19 protein-coding genes are annotated in these 17,702 nt (G+C 68.0%); 3 read left to right on the top strand and 16 right to left on the bottom strand.

Annotation, left to right across the window (positions count from 1 at the left end):
- From AAAZ40_RS01835 to AAAZ40_RS01815, 5 genes are read right to left on the bottom strand one after another with little or no spacing between them, the layout of a single operon-like run.
- Nucleotides 1-357 carry a phenol hydroxylase subunit P4 gene (locus AAAZ40_RS01835; protein WP_476660900.1) on the bottom strand — a complete coding sequence of 119 codons (357 nt, stop codon included), beginning with the start codon at nt 355-357 and terminating at the stop codon, nt 1-3.
- Entirely contained in the window at nt 354-1,898 is a 1,545-nt protein-coding gene (locus AAAZ40_RS01830) for an aromatic/alkene/methane monooxygenase hydroxylase/oxygenase subunit alpha (protein ID WP_476660899.1), read from the bottom strand. The genes AAAZ40_RS01835 and AAAZ40_RS01830 overlap by 4 nt, the downstream gene beginning before the upstream one ends.
- Nucleotides 1,899-1,922: 24 nt before the next feature.
- Nucleotides 1,923-2,192 (bottom strand): MmoB/DmpM family protein, encoded by a 270-nt coding sequence (locus tag AAAZ40_RS01825; protein ID WP_008344278.1) that lies wholly within the window; start codon nt 2,190-2,192, stop codon nt 1,923-1,925.
- A gap of 14 nt (nt 2,193-2,206) precedes the next feature.
- Complete coding sequence (locus AAAZ40_RS01820; RefSeq protein WP_476660898.1) at nt 2,207-3,202, bottom strand: aromatic/alkene monooxygenase hydroxylase subunit beta; 996 nt, start codon at nt 3,200-3,202, stop codon at nt 2,207-2,209.
- A gap of 47 nt (nt 3,203-3,249) precedes the next feature.
- Nucleotides 3,250-3,450: a phenol hydroxylase subunit gene (locus tag AAAZ40_RS01815; protein ID WP_476660897.1), complete on the bottom strand. Its 201-nt coding sequence runs from the start codon at nt 3,448-3,450 to the stop codon at nt 3,250-3,252.
- Between the two features lie 334 nt (nt 3,451-3,784).
- Here AAAZ40_RS01815 and AAAZ40_RS01810 point away from each other — a divergent pair, with 334 nt between their 5' ends.
- Together AAAZ40_RS01810 and AAAZ40_RS01805 are read left to right on the top strand one after the other, a co-directional pair.
- On the top strand, nt 3,785-5,464 hold the full coding sequence (locus AAAZ40_RS01810; protein WP_476660896.1) for a sigma 54-interacting transcriptional regulator: 1,680 nt from the start codon (nt 3,785-3,787) through the stop codon (nt 5,462-5,464).
- A gap of 8 nt (nt 5,465-5,472) precedes the next feature.
- Complete coding sequence (locus AAAZ40_RS01805; protein WP_476660895.1) at nt 5,473-6,297, top strand: GntR family transcriptional regulator; 825 nt, start codon at nt 5,473-5,475, stop codon at nt 6,295-6,297.
- 113 nt (nt 6,298-6,410) lie between these two features.
- On the opposite strand, the gene AAAZ40_RS01800 is transcribed toward AAAZ40_RS01805, so the two are convergent.
- From AAAZ40_RS01800 to AAAZ40_RS01790, 3 genes are all read right to left on the bottom strand, one after another.
- Nucleotides 6,411-8,540 (bottom strand): ribonuclease catalytic domain-containing protein, encoded by a 2,130-nt coding sequence (locus AAAZ40_RS01800; protein WP_476660894.1) that lies wholly within the window; start codon nt 8,538-8,540, stop codon nt 6,411-6,413.
- A 511-nt stretch (nt 8,541-9,051) separates the two neighbouring features.
- On the bottom strand, nt 9,052-9,696 hold the full coding sequence (gene queE, locus AAAZ40_RS01795; RefSeq protein ID WP_476660893.1) for a 7-carboxy-7-deazaguanine synthase: 645 nt from the start codon (nt 9,694-9,696) through the stop codon (nt 9,052-9,054).
- Complete coding sequence (locus tag AAAZ40_RS01790) at nt 9,693-10,772, bottom strand: 6-pyruvoyl trahydropterin synthase family protein (protein ID WP_476660892.1); 1,080 nt, start codon at nt 10,770-10,772, stop codon at nt 9,693-9,695. Before AAAZ40_RS01790 ends, queE begins: the two co-directional genes overlap by 4 nt.
- Before the next feature lie 368 nt (nt 10,773-11,140).
- Here AAAZ40_RS01790 and rfaH point away from each other — a divergent pair, with 368 nt between their 5' ends.
- Complete coding sequence (gene rfaH, locus AAAZ40_RS01785) at nt 11,141-11,638, top strand: transcription/translation regulatory transformer protein RfaH (RefSeq protein WP_476660891.1); 498 nt, start codon at nt 11,141-11,143, stop codon at nt 11,636-11,638.
- On the opposite strand, the gene rnhA is transcribed toward rfaH, so the two are convergent.
- From rnhA to AAAZ40_RS01745, 8 genes are all read right to left on the bottom strand, one after another.
- Complete coding sequence (rnhA, locus tag AAAZ40_RS01780) at nt 11,635-12,087, bottom strand: ribonuclease HI (RefSeq protein ID WP_476660890.1); 453 nt, start codon at nt 12,085-12,087, stop codon at nt 11,635-11,637. The two genes, rfaH and rnhA, sit on opposite strands and share 4 nt — an antisense overlap.
- Nucleotides 12,084-12,920, bottom strand: a complete 837-nt coding sequence (locus AAAZ40_RS01775; protein ID WP_476661661.1) for a class I SAM-dependent methyltransferase — start codon at nt 12,918-12,920, stop codon at nt 12,084-12,086. Before AAAZ40_RS01775 ends, rnhA begins: the two co-directional genes overlap by 4 nt.
- 46 nt (nt 12,921-12,966) lie before the next feature.
- On the bottom strand, nt 12,967-13,917 hold the full coding sequence (locus tag AAAZ40_RS01770; protein ID WP_034114296.1) for a hypothetical protein: 951 nt from the start codon (nt 13,915-13,917) through the stop codon (nt 12,967-12,969).
- Between the two features lie 157 nt (nt 13,918-14,074).
- Nucleotides 14,075-14,869, bottom strand: a complete 795-nt coding sequence (locus AAAZ40_RS01765; RefSeq protein WP_476660889.1) for a hypothetical protein — start codon at nt 14,867-14,869, stop codon at nt 14,075-14,077.
- On the bottom strand, nt 14,869-15,867 hold the full coding sequence (locus AAAZ40_RS01760; RefSeq protein WP_476660888.1) for an MlaD family protein: 999 nt from the start codon (nt 15,865-15,867) through the stop codon (nt 14,869-14,871). The genes AAAZ40_RS01765 and AAAZ40_RS01760 overlap by 1 nt, the downstream gene beginning before the upstream one ends.
- A 16-nt stretch (nt 15,868-15,883) precedes the next feature.
- Nucleotides 15,884-16,687 carry an MlaE family ABC transporter permease gene (locus AAAZ40_RS01755; protein ID WP_476660887.1) on the bottom strand — a complete coding sequence of 268 codons (804 nt, stop codon included), beginning with the start codon at nt 16,685-16,687 and terminating at the stop codon, nt 15,884-15,886.
- Nucleotides 16,688-16,749: 62 nt separating this feature from the next.
- Nucleotides 16,750-17,022, bottom strand: a complete 273-nt coding sequence (locus AAAZ40_RS01750; RefSeq protein ID WP_476660886.1) for a hypothetical protein — start codon at nt 17,020-17,022, stop codon at nt 16,750-16,752.
- The gene (locus tag AAAZ40_RS01745; RefSeq protein WP_476660885.1) at nt 17,019-17,684 is read right to left on the bottom strand and encodes a helix-turn-helix transcriptional regulator; all 666 of its coding nucleotides are present in this window, start codon (nt 17,682-17,684) and stop codon (nt 17,019-17,021) included. Before AAAZ40_RS01745 ends, AAAZ40_RS01750 begins: the two co-directional genes overlap by 4 nt.
- Nucleotides 17,685-17,702: the final 18 nt, after the last annotated feature.

Genomic DNA, 17,702 nt, shown 5'->3' with positions numbered 1-17,702 from the left:
TCAGCTGAACGAACCTTTGATCCCTGTGAGCCCAGGGGTTCTGAAGCGGATCGCGTCCTTGTGCACCAGGCCGTTCTCGGCCAGCGACTTGGCGGGATCGGGCGTCCAGGGCTGGCCGTTTTTCTTCCACTCGGCCTTGGCCCAGTCGATCTTGGCGAAGTCCGGGTGGTAGCCGTAGATGCCGGGCAGCACCGCGGCCGACAGCGCGCCGAACGGGGTGTCCGGCGGCAGCGGCAGGCAGACGGGGGCGCAGAACATCAGGTGGTCTTCCCAGCCGATGTAGAGCAGCGGGGCGGGGAAGTTCTCGCGCACATCCCTGGGCGTGAACTCGTAGGGGGCGATGGCGACGACGCTCATTTCGTGTCTCCTTTCCACATCGCAAAGTTCTTCTGGTCTTCCGAACCTTCGAAGTCGAAGTTGTCGCGGCCGACTTCCATCTCGTAGTACTTGAACACGGCCATCAGCGGGTCGAAGCCCTCGGCGGTCGGGTCGGTGCCTTCGGGGAAGCAGTGGCCCTGGTAGATCTGGTGCACCGGCAGCCAGCTCTGCACGTACTTCTCGGGCTCGTGGTCGAAGATGCTCTTGCAGTGGTCGCTGCAGAAGTGGTACTTGTAGGCCTTGTAGTCGCTGTCGCGGTAGCAGATCTTGCTGGGGTCACCCTCTTCGGTGAACAGCATCGGGACCTGGCAGGTGGTGCACAGCATCGGCAGCGTCTTGTTGTAGAAGCGCTTGCCTTCGGCGGCCTGGTCGCGCCAGAACTCCCAGCGCGGGCGGTAGTACTTGTCGAAGGTCTCGGGGTACTTCTCGCTCAGCCAGGCCAGTTCGTCTTCCTTGGGCACCCAGGTGTGGAACGGGGCGGCGCCGTTGTAGTTGTAGAAGGTGGCCCAGGCCTGGTGGCTGATGTGGTCCTTGCCTTCGCAGGCCTGCTTCCAGCCGGCCGGCTCGCGGATGCCGTAGCGCGCCAGGTCCTTGAACAGGGCGCCGCCGTTTTCTTCGGCGTACATCTCCCAGGCTTCCTTCCAGCTCATCACGCGCTTGGGCAGCATGTAGTCCTGCATCATCGCGACCAGGGTCAGCAGGCGGTAGCCGCGCCAGAACCACTTGTCGATCCAGCGCTGCACGATGGGCACGTTGTCCGGGTCCTGCTCCAGCAGGAACTTGATGCACTCGATGCCCAGCGTCATGTGGCGGCTCTCGTCGCTCTGCGCCGAGAAGCCGAAGGTCACGGTGGACATGTCGCCGTTGTGCGCCGCGCCGCTCATGAAGGGCACGAACAGCAGGTTGGTCAGCACGTACTCGAAGCTGAAGCTGACGGCGGTGAGGAACTCGAACGGACCACCGGTGCAGGCGTCTTCGAAGAAGGACTTCGGCACCGACAGGTACCACACGCGGTCGTACCAGTGGTTCGAGTGGTGAATGCCGTTGAAGTACTTGTTGTAGTGGCTGATCGCGTGCGTCTCGGTCTGGTAGTGGCGCAGCTCGTCGATGGACTGCATCTGCGCCGCGACGCGGGCGCCTTCGCCGGTGAACTGGCGGCCCACATGGGCGAAGCCGCGGTGTGCGTAGTACTCCAGCGGCGTCACGCCCTGGATGAACAGCTTGAGCGCGTTGACGTAGCGCGCGTCGGACACGCCGAGCTGGCCGTTGTTCTGCGCGAAGGCCTCGATGACGGCGTAGAGCTTCTTCTCCTTCTCGCCCTGGTACTTCCAGTAGGCGTCCATGGTCAGGCGGAACGGGTCCTGCCACTTGTCCCAGTCGTGGATCTTGATGCCCTCGTACTTGTCGTACGGGAACACCTTGTCCATCGGCTGGTAGCTGGTCTCCCAGCCCAAGCCGCGCGTCATGGCGGCGTAGCGTTCTTTCAGGCCGAGCTTCTTGCTGGCAACACGGGTGTCCATGCGTTGTCTCCTTCTGCGTTGTGTTCAGTGCTTCCAGCTCAGCGTGAGCTGGTCGTCGTCCTCGTCGATGTAGCCCGAGAGGGTGACGAGGTTGACGTGGATGGCCTGCAGGTCGTAGGGGCGACCGGTGAGGCCCTCGATGGTTTCGCGGCGGATGGTCAGGCTGCCGGGCGCGTTGATCTTGACCAGGCCGGTCGGGTGGGTCAGCACCGCGTTCGGGTTGTCGGCCACGATGGCGTCGATCACCGGACGGGACTCTTCGTTGTGCTGGAAGGCGATGAATACGTCGGACATCAGAGGTCTCCTGTTCAGACGGTGACGCCGGTCTTGGCCAGGCGCGCCTGCAGCTGTACGCGGGCGTCGCTCAGCACGGTCTCTCCGGTCTCGCCCAGGGCCAGGCGGGCGATGGGCGAGAGGGCGGCCTGGGCGCGGTCCATCCAGTGGCCGGCCCAGCCACGCAGCAGGGCTTTGTTGGCGTCCGATTCGGCACCCGCGGCCTTGATGACGGCGTCGATCCAGCGCGCGGTTTCGTCGTGCCACTCGGGCATGAAGCTGGTCAGCATTGCGACCGCGGTGCCGCCCTGCAGGGCGACGTGGTCGTCGACGAAGCCACCATAGATCAGCGGGTACAGCAGGCCGTCGAGCGCGAAGTTCTGCGCCACGAACAGCTCGAACGGGTCGCTGACCACGAAGCTGTCCTCGACCAGCCGGCGCAGGCCCTGCCACTCGGGGGCGTCCAGCCAGGCCTGCTTGCCGTCTTCCAGCGACTGCGGCTCGCCCAGCACCAGGCCCAGGCGGGTCAGGTACTGCGCCACACCCAGGTTGTCCATCGCGTGGAACATGGCCGGCGCGGTGAAGGCGGTGCCAAAACCGTAGGCGCAGATGGACGCGTTGTTCATGTTGGCGCCCCAGGCCGCGTGGCGCAGCGGCATCAGCACGCGCAACGCCTTTTCGCGAATGGCGTCGGGCATTTTGCCGACCATGTTGCGCTGTTCGACAAACTGGAAGTTGGCTTCCATCGTATCTTGCTGGCGCGCACGGGTCATGGTCCAGGTCGCGTAATAGAACTGGCGCGGGTCTTTCAACACGTACCAGTCGGTCAGCACGATCTGGCTGCGGCTGGCGTCAAAGAGTTCGTGGTCTGGGTCCCAGGTCGGTCGGTAGTGGAAGTTGACCATCGGCTGAGCGCCGAGGGTGGCCTCCTGGTAGCGGCTGGCGACTTTGTCGCCACCGATGTATTTCGCCACATGGGCGTAAGTCTGGCGCAGCGGAGTGATCTGCCGCGTCTGCAGGTCGATGTTCATCGGTGCTTGTCTCCATTGGAATGGGTGGTCGTTCAGTTCTTGGGGACTCAGGTGTCCAGACGCCGCACCTTGTTGTTGGCGCAAAAGGCTTCGAAGGCGGCTGCGGGCAGCATCAGCTCCACCGACAGATCGGGCCAGCCGATCGCGAACTCGAAGCTGACCAGGCCATCCTCGCGCCGATCCAGTACCCGCACGAAACGCAGCGAGGTGTCGCAGACAGGCAGGGTCAGGTCGGAGTTCGGGTTCATGGCGGTTGTGGCGATCGTGGACAAGCTCTCCCTTGCAGACACCGTGCCAGAATCTTGGCTGCAAGTAAAAAATCTCGATATTCAAGGGAAATCCCTGAGAAATTGACCCATGTGCAGCGCAGCATCCGGATCGGTGGCGAAGGTCCGATAGCCAGCTTCATCGGACTGAAGGCCCTGTACTGGGATATAAATCACGATTTGGTGAGACTTGGGAGAGATATTTTGCTCAAATGATCAAATCTTTTGCTGCCATGGGCAGCTTGCAGCGTGGGTGCCGCATCTCTTAAAATATCGAGATATTAGGCGCCGCAGAGCGCCCCCACCGGAGACCCCTTTGGACGCTTCCCTGACCTACCCCCCTGACGCCGACCTGCGCCGCCTGCTGCGTTTCGAGCCCCACAGCGGCGCCATCTGGCTCGGCGAGCGGCGGATGGTGCTGCTGCACACGGCCGCGCTGACGGCGCTGCGTCACGACCTGATCACCTCGGTCGGCAAGGAGCAGGCTCGGCGGCTGCTCACCCGCATGGGTTACGCCTGCGGCCTGCACGACGCCGGCTTGGCCGCCAAAACCCGCGGCGCGCGGACACTGGAAGAGATGTTTCTGGTCGGGCCGCAACTGCACATGCTCGAAGGCGCGGCGCGGGTGACGCCGGTGGTGCTGAAGATGGACGCGGCCGCCGGCCATTTCGAGGGCGAGTTCCGCTGGGACGATTCCTGGGAGGCACACGCGCACCGCCTGAAATACGGCGTGGTCGACGAGCCGGCCTGCTGGACCCTGCTGGGCTACGCGAGCGGCTACACCAGCGCCTTCATGGGCCGGCGGATCCTGTTCAAGGAGACGAAGTGTTTGGCCTGCGGCGACGACCACTGCCACATCTTGGGCCGACCGATCGACGAGTGGCCCGACGGCGATGCCCACCGCCAGTACTTCGAAGACGACTCGCTGCTGGAAAAGATGGCGGCACTGAGCCAGCAGGTCGAGGCGCTCAAAAGCAGCCTAGGACCGGCCGAGTCGGGCGGCATGCTGGTCGGCACATCGCCGGGTTTCCAGCGCGCGCACGACCTGATGCGCCGCGCCGCCAGCACCCAAGTGACGGTGCTCCTGACCGGAGAAACCGGTGTCGGCAAGGAGCGTTTCGCGCGCGCGCTGCACACCCACTCCGAGCGCGCCACGGGGCCCTTTGTCGCGGTCAACTGCGCGGCCCTGCCGGCCGAGCTGATCGAGGCCGAGCTGTTTGGTGTCGAGAAGGGCGCCTTCACCGGCGCCCACGCCGCGCGGGCCGGGCGCTTCGAGCGCGCCGAGGGCGGCACGCTGTTTCTGGACGAGGTCGGCGACCTGCCGATGTCGGCACAGGCCAAGCTGCTGCGCGTGCTGCAGGAAGGCGAGATCGAGCGCCTGGGCGGCGAGAGTACACGTAAGATGAATGTGCGGCTGGTGACGGCGACCAACGTCAACCTTGAAGCGGCGGTGGAACGCGGCCAGTTCCGACGTGACCTGTTCTACCGCCTCAACGTCTACCCGGTCTGCATCCCGCCGCTGCGCGAGCGCCAGTCCGACATTGAGCCGCTCGCGCGCCACCTGCTGGCGCGTTTCAAGGCGCTGCACCACAAGCGCCTAGACGGCTTCAGTGACCGCGCATTGCAGGCGCTCACACGCCACGACTGGCCCGGCAACGTGCGCGAGCTGGAGAACTTGGTCGAGCGCGGCGTGATCCTGGCGGCACAGGGCGGTGTGATCGAGGCCGAGCACCTGTTTCCCAACCAGCCCGACGTGGCCCACGACGGTATCGACCCGCAGGGCCGCTTGGCGCGCCGCGCGCCGCAGGACGAAAAGCTGCTATGCGAGCGCGTGCTCGACAGCGGCGTGCCCATCGAATTGCTGGAGGCACAGGTTCTGGCGCTGGCGGTCGAGCGCAGCCGCGGCAACCTCTCCGGCGCAGCGCGGTTGCTGGGCATTTCGCGCGCGCAGCTCGCCTACCGCCTCAAGCGCCAGCAACCAGCTGAAACCGAGTGAGCCGCACCATGCTGCAAGACCTGCTCCAACCCGCCCGTCCGATCGGCCCTGCGCTCAGGACCGAAGAACTCGAACCCTGCACCCTGACCGAACGCGCCTACCGCGCGCTGCGCCACGACATCGTCTGTGGCCAGTTGGCGCCGGGCCTGCGTTTGCGGGTCGAACACCTCAAAGACTCCTACGGTGTGGGTGCCGGCACGCTGCGTGAGGCGCTGGCCTTGCTGGTGTCAGATGCCCTAGTCACGGCCGAAGGGCAGCGGGGCTACCGGGTCAGTGCGATTTCACTCGATGACTTGCGCGATCTGACCGACACGCGGGTACGGCTGGAAACCGAGGCACTGCGCCACTCGATCCGGCATGGCGATGCACTGTGGGAACTGACGCTGCGCCAGGTTTTTTCAGAACTTAGCGAGGCGGAGGCGGTCGGAGCCGCACGCGATCCCCAGCGATGGGAGCGGACGAACCGCCGCTTTCACGAAGCGCTGATCGCCGGCCACGTATCGCCTTGGACCCGCCACCTGCTAGACATTCTCTACCGCCATGGCGAGCGCTATCGCCATGTGGCCATCCGCCTAGGCGCCACGGCTCATGTGGAGCGCGACGTGCATGCCGAACACGAAAGCATCTACCTAGCCGCGCTGGCGCGCCAAGAAGCGCGCGCTGCGCTGGCGCTGGAAGCGCACATCCGCCTGACCTGCGACCTGCTCACCCGCCACTCCGGCGCGACCGAATCCGTCACTGCCCCAGCGCCGCCGGGAACAGCTTGGTCAGGCCCGCTGCGATCACCTCCACCACCAGCGCAGCTAGGATCAGGCCCATCAACTAGGTCATGACGGCTGATGCCAGCCACACCATTTGGCAGCAATCCCGGACAACCCCATCCGTGTCACTTTTGAGCCAGAGGATCTCTCACCATGATCCCCCACAGAGGCCTCACAGAACGGTCTTACAGCGCTGCTTCGTTGCGCGCCCCCCCGACCTGCGTGGCGTCGGAGGTGCCAGGGCAGTCGAGCGGCTGCGCTAGCGCCGACTCGGCGTCATCCTCGAGATCGACCGCCAGCGCCAGCGCCGGTGCCAGCTCGGGCGCGCCGTCCTCGCCGTCCTCTTCCAGCGCATCGGCCTCGGGGCTGCCCGGCGCGGTGCGCGCCAGCTGCTCGATCACGCTGGCCGAGAGCTCGAGCCCGATCAGGTCGATGCTGCCCAGCCGCACCCGCACCGGGGTGCCGCGCTCCAGGCCGGCGCTGCCGGCAGCAGGCAGCACCAGCGGCAGGGTGTCGGCGCGCACCAAGCCGTCTTTGATGACGCTGGCGCTCAGTTCGCCGATCTGCTGCTGCTGCACGTAGCGCAGCGTCCAGTAGCGCTCCATGGCGTTTTGAAACTGCGCGTAGCTGGTGTAGGTGGCATCGAAGGCGCTGATGATGGCCAGCAAAGCGGTGTCGCGCGGCTTGAAGGGCGCCGCCAGCGCGGCCGCCTTGCCGTGGCGCGCGCAGGCCAGCAGCTGCCACTGGTTGACCAGATCGGTGTAGCGGCGCAGCGGCGAGCTGCTCCAAGCGTAGCAGGCCACCCCTAGGCCGGCGTGCGGCAGCGCCTTGGCCCCCATGCGCACCTTGATGCCCGGCGCCAAGCTGGCTTGGCTGCGGTAAATGGCGGGCACGCCGCAGTCGGCCAGCCACTGGCCCCAAGTGCTGTTGGCCAAGATCATGGCCTCGGCCACCATCAGGTCCAGCGGTGCGCCGCGGCTGCGGGTGCCGATCTGCACGCGCTCCTCACCCGTCGGGCCCTCGGGCGGCACATCTTTCAGATCAAAGGTGTAATCGGGGCGGGTGAAGGTCTCGGGTTTGCCGCGCACCAGCTCGCGCCGGGCTTTGCAGTGCAGCGCCAGCCGGTACAGAAAAGCCAATTCGGCTCGCAACGCCAGCACCTCTTGCGGCAGCGGCGCGCCGGCCTCGGCCGCAGGGTCTTGCAGCCAAGCAGCGGTCACGCCTTGGTCGATCTGGTCGTGGCGCAGGTTGTGCGCAATAGGCACCTGCTCGATGCGCGTCTCGAAACCCTGCAGCTCGAGCGTGGCGGCATCGAGGCGCAGATACAGCGACAGCGCCGGGCGCGCGCCCCCGGCATCCAGCGTGTAGGCCTTCACCACGCCATCGGGCAGCATGGTGATTTTGTGCCCCGGCATATAGACCGTGGACAGGCGCTGGCGCGCCACCTCGTCGAGCGCGCTGCCGGGCTCGATCGCCAGCCCCGGTGCCGCGATGTGGATGCCCAGCGTGACCTCGGCGCTGCCCAGGCCCTGCAGGCTCAGGGCGTCGTCGATCTCGGTGGTGCCCGAGTCGTCGATCGAAAACGCCTGCACCGGCGCCAGCGGCAAGCCCTCGGGCAGCGGCGGCAAGGACGGCAGCGGCCCAAAACCCACGCCCTTGGGAAACTGGTCGAACAAAAAGCGCTGCCAATGAAACTCGTAGGCGTTGCGGATGGCGCCGGCGCGCTGCAGCAGCAGCAACGGGGCGGTGTGGGTGCTGCGCGCGGCGTGCACCACGGCCTTGTATTCGGGCGCGTTTTTATCGGGCCGAAACAAAATTTTGTAGAGCTGCTGGGCCACCGCCGGCGGGCACAGGCCCGCAGCCAGATCGGCTGCCCAGGCCTCGGTCTGGGCCTGAATCTGCTTTTTCTTCTCGATCGCCGCCAGCGCCTGCTGCACCACCTCGGCCGGGGCTTTTTTGTAGCGGCCTTTGCCGGCGCGCCTAAAGTAGTGCGGGGCCTCGCTCAGGCGCAGCAAGGCCGCGAGCTGCTGCGCCAGCGTGGGCGGGTCTTGAAAATACTCGGCCGCCAGTTCGGCAAAGCCGAACTCGGCCTCGGGGGCAAACTCCCACGCCAGCTCGAGCTCGATCTGCGGCCGCAAGGCCTCGGCCGCCTGCAGCAACGCCGCCGGCTCGGGTTGCGCAAAGCGCAGCAGCACCAAGGCGGCCTTGACCTTGACGCGCTTGCCCGATTCAAGCTCGACTTGCAGCGCGGCATCGGATTCAGACAGAATGCGGCCGGTGAGCAACTTGCCGGCTTCGTCAAACAGGGCGTACAAAATGGGGCTTTCTGGGCGGGGATGGGGGTGAGCAGCAAGAGCCCCGGCTGCTGCAAGCCGCGCGGGGGTGGGCTCAGAGTTTAACGGCCAGCGCCATTGCGGCCGAAGGACGCCCAAGCAAGAGCGCGGCCAGCCCCAGGGCGGCGGGTGGGCTGGGTGCGCTCGCAGCGCCATTGCGGCCGAAGGACGCCCAAGCAAGAGCGCGGCCAGCCCCAGGGCGGCGGGTGGGCTGGGTGCGCTCGCAGCGCCATTGCGGCCGAAGGACGCCCAAGCAACAGCGCGGCCAAGCCCCAGGGCGGCGGGTGGGCTGGGTGCGCTCGCAGCGCCATTGCGGCCGAAGGACGCCCAAGCAACAGCGCGGCCAGCCCCAGGGCGGCGGGTGGGCTGGGTGCGCTCGCAGCGCCATTGCGGCCGCAGGACGCCTAAGCAAGAGCGCACCCAGCCCGCCCGCCGCCCGCCCCCGCAGCCGCCCCCCCGCAGCCGCCCCCCAGCCTGCAGTGGCCACAGCCTATCAGGGTATGCCCAACCACTTGTGCGTCTGCAGCGACAGGCGCCACTGCGGCTGCGCCATGCAGTAGGCGATCGCCTGCTGCGTGTGCTGGGCGCGCTGCGGTCCGTCGAGCGGCTGCAAAAAGAAGTGGGCAAAATCCAGCGCCGCAAAGCGCTCGGGCTCGGCCCCGGGCTGCGGATAGACCAGCTTGAGCTCGTCGCCGCGCCGCACGCGCAGCTCGGTGCCGGCTTTGGGGCTGACGCAGACCCAGTCCAGGCCCGCGGGCAGGTCCAGCGTGCCATTGGTCTCGAGCGCAATCTCAAAGCCCTCGTTGTGCAGCGCCTCGATCAGCGCGGCGTCGAGCTGCAGCAAAGGCTCGCCCCCGGTGCACACCACCAGCGGCCGCCCCGCTCCTGCGCCGCTGCCGCCGCGCCAGTGGCTGCGCACCGCCTGCGCCAACGCCTGCGCGCTGGCAAACCGGCCGCCGCCGGCGCCGTCGGTGCCCACAAAATCGGTGTCGCAAAAGCGGCACTGGGCGCTGGCGCGGTCGGCCTCGCGCCCGCTCCACAGGTTGCAGCCGGCAAAGCGGCAAAACACCGCGGCGCGGCCGCTCTGCGCCCCTTCGCCTTGCAGGGTGTAAAAAATCTCTTTGACGCTGTAGCTCATGGCAGCCGCACCTGTGCGCCGCAGCCAGGCGTCTGGTACAGATCGACCCGCTCCAACGCCGCCAGCTCGCGCCGCCCCTGCTGCAAAATCCAGCCGGCAAGGCTCGCGCAATCGCAGTCGGGCAACGCGGCGCGCTCGGCCAACTCGTGCAAAGGCTGGTGGTCGAGGGCTTTGAAAATCGGGTCGAACAGGCGCTTGACGTCGCCAAAATCCAGCGTCCAGCCCTGCACCGCATCGAGCTCACCGCCCAGATGCAGGCGCAGCGTGTAGGTGTGCCCGTACAGGGCAGCCAAAGGGTGCTCGGCCGGGGCCTGGCGCAGCCGCCGCGCGCTGTCGAGCGTCAGGTCTTTCCAGATGCGGTAGCGCTGCCCGTCGTAGCGGGCGCCGCAGGAGGCGGTCTCGCACACCGTGACCCGGCTCAAGGCCGGCAGCGCCGGCACGAGCTGCTGCCACAACCACGCTGACAGCACCTCGCTGGTGGGGTTTTCCAGCCCGGGGATGTCGTTCAGGCACTGCCGGTGCAGGCGCTGCTGCAGCGGCGCCCAAGCGCGCTCGATGGCGTCTGCCACCCCAGCCGCCGCCTCGCCCCCATCTGCCCGCACATGGAGCAGCGCCTCGAAGCCGTGCCCGTGCATGCGGCCGCACTTGTGGCCAGCGGGCACGCGGGGCAACTGGTGCGCGGCCTCAAAGCGGTAGCGCCGCCAGATGTGCGCGCCGCCGCCGGTGTCGAGCGTGCAGCCGCTGCGCGGCGTGCTCTGCAGCCCGACCTGGGCCCCTTGCAAGCCATCATGTTGCAAGCGCTGCTGCAGCCAGCGCGCCAGCGCGGCGTCATCGGGTTCGGGCAAGCAGTCGTTGAGCAGGCGGTGGTCCAGCGCCGCCGTCACCGCCTCCAGGTGCTGCTGCAACTGCTCCACTTCGGTGCCCGGATACAGGGCCCAGCCGGGCGCGATGTGCGCGCGCAGCCGCGCCACGAAGCTGTGACCATGCAGGCGCGCCTGCGGGTGCGGCGCTGGGCGGCCCAGCAGTTGCCGGGCGGCCTCAAAGCCGGCCTGGGCGCAGTGGTGGAGGTGAAGCATGGACATGGTGGCTTGGAAACTGAGAGGCCATGAGACCTGCCCGAAGGGGCGCACCCAGGCGCCGCCGGCAAGGCTCAAAGCACCGCCGTGGCGCGGGCTACGGCGCGCATTTGCGGCGCCGCAACCCAAGCGGATGGAGCGGGAACAACGGGCAAAGGGCAGGGCCGCGCGGTGGGCGCACCCGATGGGAGCAAAATCATGGCTGTCCTTTTTTTTCGAGATGGGGGCGAGGGAACCCATCGAAGCAGCGCGCCGGCTTACAGGCCGGGCACTCGTGGGGTGATTTTACGCTGGTGTTGGGGGTCGCGCAGGCCAGGGTCGCGCAGGCTAGAATCTGGCGCACAATGTGGCTTTTCGGAGGGTTGGCATTGCACTGGTACCTTGTACACACCAAGCCGCGCAGGGAACTGTGTGCGCTCGAGCACCTCGAGCGCCAGGGTTTTGGCTGCTACCTGCCGCTGCTGCGCACCGAGAAGCTGCGCCGCACCAGGCTCGACACCTGCGACGAGCCCTTGTTTCCGCGCTACCTGTTCATCCAGCTCGACACCGATCTGCAATCCCGCAGCTGGGGCCCGATCCGCTCCACCGTGGGCGTGAGCCGCCTGGTGGCGTTTGGCGGCGAGCCGGCCAAGGTGCCCAGCGCGCTGGTCGAACAGCTGCGGCAGCACGAAAACCATCTGCGTGGCCAGGTCGTGCCCCTGTTTCAGGCCGGCGAGCGGGTGCGCGTCACCCAGGGGCCTTTTGCTGGCCTCGAGGGGGTGTACCAAATCGCTGAAGGCGAACGCCGGGTGCTGGTGCTGATCGAAATGCTCTGCAAACCGGTGCGGGTGCCGCTCGAGCCCACCGCGTTGCGCAAAGCCAGCTAACGGGCCGCCGCGCGCGCCTGCGCCACACCCAGGTTGGCCAGGGCGTCGGCGCGCTCGTTGCCGGGGTCGCCGGCATGGCCCCGGACCCAGCGCCAGTCGATTTCGTGCCCGCCCTGCTGCACCAGGGCATCGAGCTGCTGCCACAGATCGACGTTTTTGACCGGCTGACGCGCCGCCGTCTTCCAGCCCTTGGCCTTCCAGCCCGGCAGCCATTCGGTGATGCCTTTGCGCACGTACTCGCTGTCCAGCCACAGGGTGACGTGGCAGGGGCGCTTGAGGGCTTGCAGGGCCTGGATCACGGCGGTCAGTTCCATGCGGTTGTTGGTGGTCTGCGCTTCGCCGCCGTGCAACTCTTTGACGGCGGCCTCGCTGCGCAACAACACGCCCCAGCCGCCCGGTCCGGGGTTGCCCTTGCAGGCCCCATCGGTGTAGATGACCACGCGGTTCATGCGGGCGATTGGCCTTCGCCATCCAACTGGGCGCCGCTGGCCTGACGGGCCACCGCCACCTGCTCGGCCGCGACCCGCTTGGGCTTCCAGGCCGGCCCCAGCAAACGCAGCCCGCGCACGCGCTTGACGGCCACCATGCAGTAGGCGTTGCCCAAAATGGGCCAGTAGCGCGCCCCGGCCCGCTCCATCCAGCTGCAACGCTGCAACCAGAGCTCGGACTGCAGCGCCGGTCGGTAACAGCCCATGCGGCACGACTCGACTTCCAGCCCCAGCAACTGCAGCCAGTCGCGCAGCCGGCGGTGGCCGATGAACTCGCCGGCCTCGGGCAGGAACGGCCGCGCCCAGCGCCAGCGCTTGAGCCCCATGCGCCCCAACAGGCGCGCCCGCAGCTGGCCCCAGCCCCACAGGCTCCACGGGTTCAGGCCACAGACCACCAGGCGACCCTCGGGCAACAAGACCCGCTGCACCTCGCGCAGCACGGCATGCGGGTCGGCGCTGAATTCGAGCGTGTGCGGCAGGACGACCAGATCGAGCGTGTTTTCCGCAAAGGGCAGCGCCGCCGCGTGCGTCACCAGCGCCACGCGTGCGCTGCAGGGTGGCAGCGGGGCGCCCTCATGGTTCCGGTCAGACCGGCGCTGCCACGCCGAGGCCATCGACGGCTCGAGCACCGCCAGCCAGCGCTTGGGCATGCGGTTGGCGCGCAAGGCATCGAGCTGCGGCAAGCCCAGTTGCAGGGCGTGGTAGCCGAAGCAGTCGGTCACCGCCTCATCAAAGCGCTCCTGCTCCCACGCCAGCAAGTAGCGCCCGGCCACGCTCGCCAGCCACGCGGCCAGCTGCTGGCCGTCGGCATCCGATGCGACCAGTGGTGGCGGTGGCGGGTCAGAGGTCAACGGCTTCATCGGCCACGGGCGACTGCGCCAGCACGGCCGCACGGATCATTTCGCGCATTGCTTTTTTCTCGGGAAAGCTCAGCGTGCGCCCCAGCCCCCGCCGCACCCGCAGCAGCAGGTGGCGGTCGGTCTCGGGCGGCACGCCGTGGCTGTTTTGCATTTCTTCGTACAGGTCGAGCCGCGCATGCGGGGTTTCTTCGCGCCACCACTCGTCGATCACCTGCTGCACCTGCTCGAGCCACGCGCCATCGGGCTGCTGGTCGGCATGGGCCGGCTCGGCCAAGGCGAAGCCGTGCTCGGGCTCGTGTTCGTGTTCAGATTCGCGCTCGAACTCACGTCGGTCGGCTGGCGGCGCGCGGTTGGGCACATAGCCCAAGCCCTCAGACTGCCCGTGGCTCAGGGCCGCCCAAGCGGCCTCGTTGAGGCTGACGCGGCGATCGGCTTGCATCAGCAGCCGTGCCCAGCTCGGGTCCTGGCCCATCAGCAGGCCGAAGTCCTGCGCCGAGGCGTCGGTGACCATCACCACCTTGAGGCCGCGCCACTGCGCTTCGTCGATGTAGGGGATGAGGCGTTCGTCGTCGCTGGCCAGCAGCGCCATGGCGCAGCCGCCGCGGCTGGCCAGTTGCGTCAGCTCCAAACCCAACGCGCGCACCAGCGCGGCGCCGCCGTCGCTGGCGTGGGCCGGCACCATGCGCACCACCAGGTCGTCGCACAGCTCGCTGGGTTGCTGGTCGGTGTAGAGGTAGCTGCGCAACACGGCCGCTTCGGCGCCACAGTGCCGCGCCAGTTGCGAAAACACCGCTTGGTACAAGCCCCGATGCAGCGCCTCGCTGGGCGGGTTGGGCTGCTGCTTGGCCAACCAGAGCAGGTAGCGTTCGTCGATGAGAGCCACCGCCACGCCGAGCTCGGCTCTGGCGCCGGCACCGTACGCAGGACGCATCGACGGTCTTTTGTTTAAGTGAAATTTGGTTTTCATAGCGGCCCAGTTAATGCAATAAAGTAAAAAAGGCCCGGATCGGGCCATCCGCTTGGGCATGAGCCCTGTGATTTTGGCACGAAAGCGGGCTAAAGGTTCCGCAACCGCGCGCGGATGGCGTTCAGGGGCCGCTGCGCGCTGGGGTGGCTGGTGCGAGGGTGGCTGGTGCGGCGGGGGCAGCCAAGAGCCACTCGATGCGCTGCTGCGCGGCAGCGGCCAGTTCGGCCTCGCCGCGGCGCTGCGCCATGTCCTCCTGCAGGCGCAGCCACGCCAGCAGCGGCCGGCGCCAGCCTTGCTCGGAGGCCGTCTGCACCGCCAGCGCCAGCGCCTCGGGGTCGAGCCGCTGCGCGCGCAGCCACACGCTGGCCGCCACCAAGCGCGCCAGCGGGTCGTCGATGGCGCGCAGCAGCGCCGCGGCTTCGCCAGCGGCGGCGGGCTCGAGCAAGCGCCGCGCCGTCGGCCGGTGGGCGCTCGGTAGCCACTCGAGGTCGGCGGCCTGCGCTTGCCCGAGCAGGTAGCGGGCATAGGCTTGCTCGGCCGCGCCGGCGCGGGGCAGCACGGGCTGCGCCGCCTCGCAGCGCTCGGCCAGATCGAGGCTTGCCTGGGCCACGGCACAGCGGCTCAGGGCCAAGCGCGCCATCTGGTCGGCGCGCGCGGTGCGCTGGGCGGCCTCGAGGGCGCGCTGCCACTCCAGCTCGGCCACCCGTTGGCGGCCCTCTAGCTCGGCCCGAATGGCGCGCTGCTGCGCCCCGTGGGCTTCAATCTGCCAATCGGGCACGCGCGGCCCGGCGGCACAGCCCGCCAGCAGCCACGACAGCAGCCCGAGCAAGACCCACAGGCCGAGCCGCTGGCCTGCGCTTTGGGCTTGGCAGCGCAGCGCTGGGGCGTGCGGTGCGGCGGTGTGGGGGGTGGGCATCAGGGCACCCTCAATTCGGTGTCGCGGGCCAACGGCCAGCGGCGGTTGAGGTCGCTGAGCAGGGCGTCGATGCGGCGCAGATTGGCCTCGACCTCGACGCGCAACTGATCCAGATCGACGGTGGCGGCGCGCGTGTTTTGCGCGATGCCCTGGGCCTCGACCAGCACCGCATCGACCTTTTGCAGCGACTGGCGCGCATCGGCCAGCAAGCCTTCGATCTGGCGCACCGCCGCCTGGGTGTCGGTCATCAGCCCGTCGGCCCCGAACACGCGCTGGTCGGCATTGCCCACCAGCGCCTCGGCGCGTGCCGCCACCGCCTCGAGGCGGCGCAGCAAGGCGTTGCTCTCGTCGAGCACCTGCATGAAGCGCGCGCGGTCCTCGGCATTGCCCACCAGCAGCCCCAGTGCGCCCTGCGGCCCGGTGAGCGTTTCGCTGGCGCGCTGCACGTTGCGCAAGCTGGCGTTGAGCGGCGCCTGCTCGGCGGTCATGCCCTGAAGGTTGTGCATCAGGTCGCGAATCTGGATCACGATGCGGGGCAAATCGGCCATGGCGTCGCCCTTGAGCACCGTGCGCTCGGCGCCGTCGGGCAGCGGCGGGTCTTCCATGACGCCGGTGAAGGCGCGCAAACGGGTCGCGCCCACGAGGCTGCGCTCGAGGGTGAAGACGCTGCTTTCGCGCAACCAGCGCGCCTCGCTGCTGCGCACATCGACCCAGATGCGCACGCTGCCATCGTCACCCAGCCCGACGCGGCGCACGCGCCCGATCGGAAAACCCGAGAAGGTCAGGTCCATGCCGATCGACACCCCCTCGGAGTCGTCGGCGATCAGCACCAGTTCCTGGGTGGGCTCAAAGGCACCGCGTGCGTACAGCAAAAACGCGGCCGCGCCCAGCAGCAGCGCCAGCAGCAGCGCCAGCAGGACCGCGGCCTTGAACTCGACGTGCTGCACACGCGCCTGGCGGATGGTGCGTTCGACGGTGTCGGTGTCTTCGGTGCTCATGGGTTCCTTCAGCCTCTCAGGCGTAGTTGCCCAACAGCGAAACCAGCTGAATCAGCAGCAGGGCCATGAACAGGCGCATCAGGAGCTGCAGTTCGGTGCTGGCCCGCTGCCCGGGATCGACCGGATCGTACAGGCTCGAGGCCAGCGGCACCAGCGCCACCGTGAGGGCAAAGAAAAAGGTTTTGAAGGCGAAGATCAGCGTCACCTCGGGGCTGAACACGCGCCCGACCAGGTGCAGGTAGGCGTCGAAGGCCCAGGGGCTGAGGCCGTAGATGTTCAGATAAGCCAACAGCAGCGACACCAGCGCGCTCAGCGCCACGAGCGTGAACACGGCAAAGATACCCGCCAGCGCACGCGGCAGCACCAGCCAGTGCAGGGCGTCTTTGCCCTCGGCTTGCAATTGCTCGAACACCCCCTGGCGGCGCAGGCTCAAAATTTCGCCGGCCTGCCCGATGCTGCAGCGCAAGGCCACGAACAAGGCCGCCGCCAGCGGGATGAGCTCGAGCACCAGCACCCGCACCACCATCTCGACCGCGTACTGCGACAGCCCCATGCCGGTGGCCGTGACGACGACGATGCGGATCAGCACCACGCCAAACAGCGCCGACAAGGCGATGAACCACAGCAGCACCGGCGCCGTGGCTTGGTAAACGTGCGTGGCAAGCACCGGCCAGCGCTGCCGGCTGTAGCTCGAGGGCGACAGCGCCAACACCAAAATCACCGCCCCCAAGTGGATGATGCGCCACCAGTTCAGGCACCAACGCCCGAGCCCGCGAGCCAAGCCCGCCAGCAGCGCGAAAAATTGCTCCAGCCACACCATGCCTGGATCTTAACGTGGTGCGCTGGCGCCCGCCACGGTGCGCCCGAGCGGCATCGAGCCGCTCAGAGCGTGTCGCCGTGTTCGTCGAGCAGGCGCAGCCGGCGGCTGAGGGTGGCACGGGTCTGGCGGCGCGACAGCAGCTTGGCCTGCGCGGCGGGCGGAAAGTCGGTGAACTGGATCACGCCGCGCAGAATCAGGATGTCGATCAGGTCTTCGGTGACGCGCGCCAAGCCGCTGTCCGACGCGGCCAGTTCGCGTTGGCCCTGCTGGTCTGCCTGCTGCTGCGGCGGCGGCACGGCGTCTTCGTCGGTCAGCAGCGCGGGCGGCGGGCTCATGGGCGCACCCCGGGCGCGTCGGCCGGCGAGTTGCTTTGCAGCCGTAGCACCAACTGCACCCGGTCGCGCACGCCCAGCTTGTCAAAAATGGCCCCCAGGTGGGCCTTGACGGTGCGCTCCGAGATGTACAACTGCTCAGCCACTTCCTTGTTGCTCTTGCCCAAGGCCACGGCGCGCGCCACTTGCGCCTCGCGCTCCGACAGGGCCGACAGATCGCAACCCGCGCCGGTGCCCGAACCCGGGTGCCGCTGCACCAGCTCGCGCGTCGCGGCCACCAGGCGCTGCACCAGGCTGGGCCCGACCCACAGCCCGCCGTGCACCACCACCTGCTCGACTTCGCGCAGCAGCGCGGGCACGGCCTGCAAATGGCAGTAGCCGCGGGCACCGGCATCGAGCGCGCGCAAGCCTTCGGCGTCTTCGGGCACGCTGCTGAGCACCACCACCAGACAACCCGGGCGCTGCACCAGCAATTCGGCGATGCGCGCCGGCCACTGCGGCTGGCTCACCGGCATCCAGACCGTATCGCCCGGACGCACCAGCGCCAGCAAATGGCTCCAAGTCACCCACCGCCCCTCGGCAAAGGCCTGCACCCAGCGCTCGGATGGGGTCGGCAAGGCCTGATTGGCGGCAGCGGAATGGACCAAAAAATAGGCTTGGCTCATGCGGATCCCTGGCGTATG

Source organism: Serpentinimonas sp. SMBJO2 (assembly GCF_056341105.1).
The sequence above is the reverse complement of the archived record's forward strand: the minus strand, read 5'-3'. Positions and strand labels throughout refer to the sequence as shown.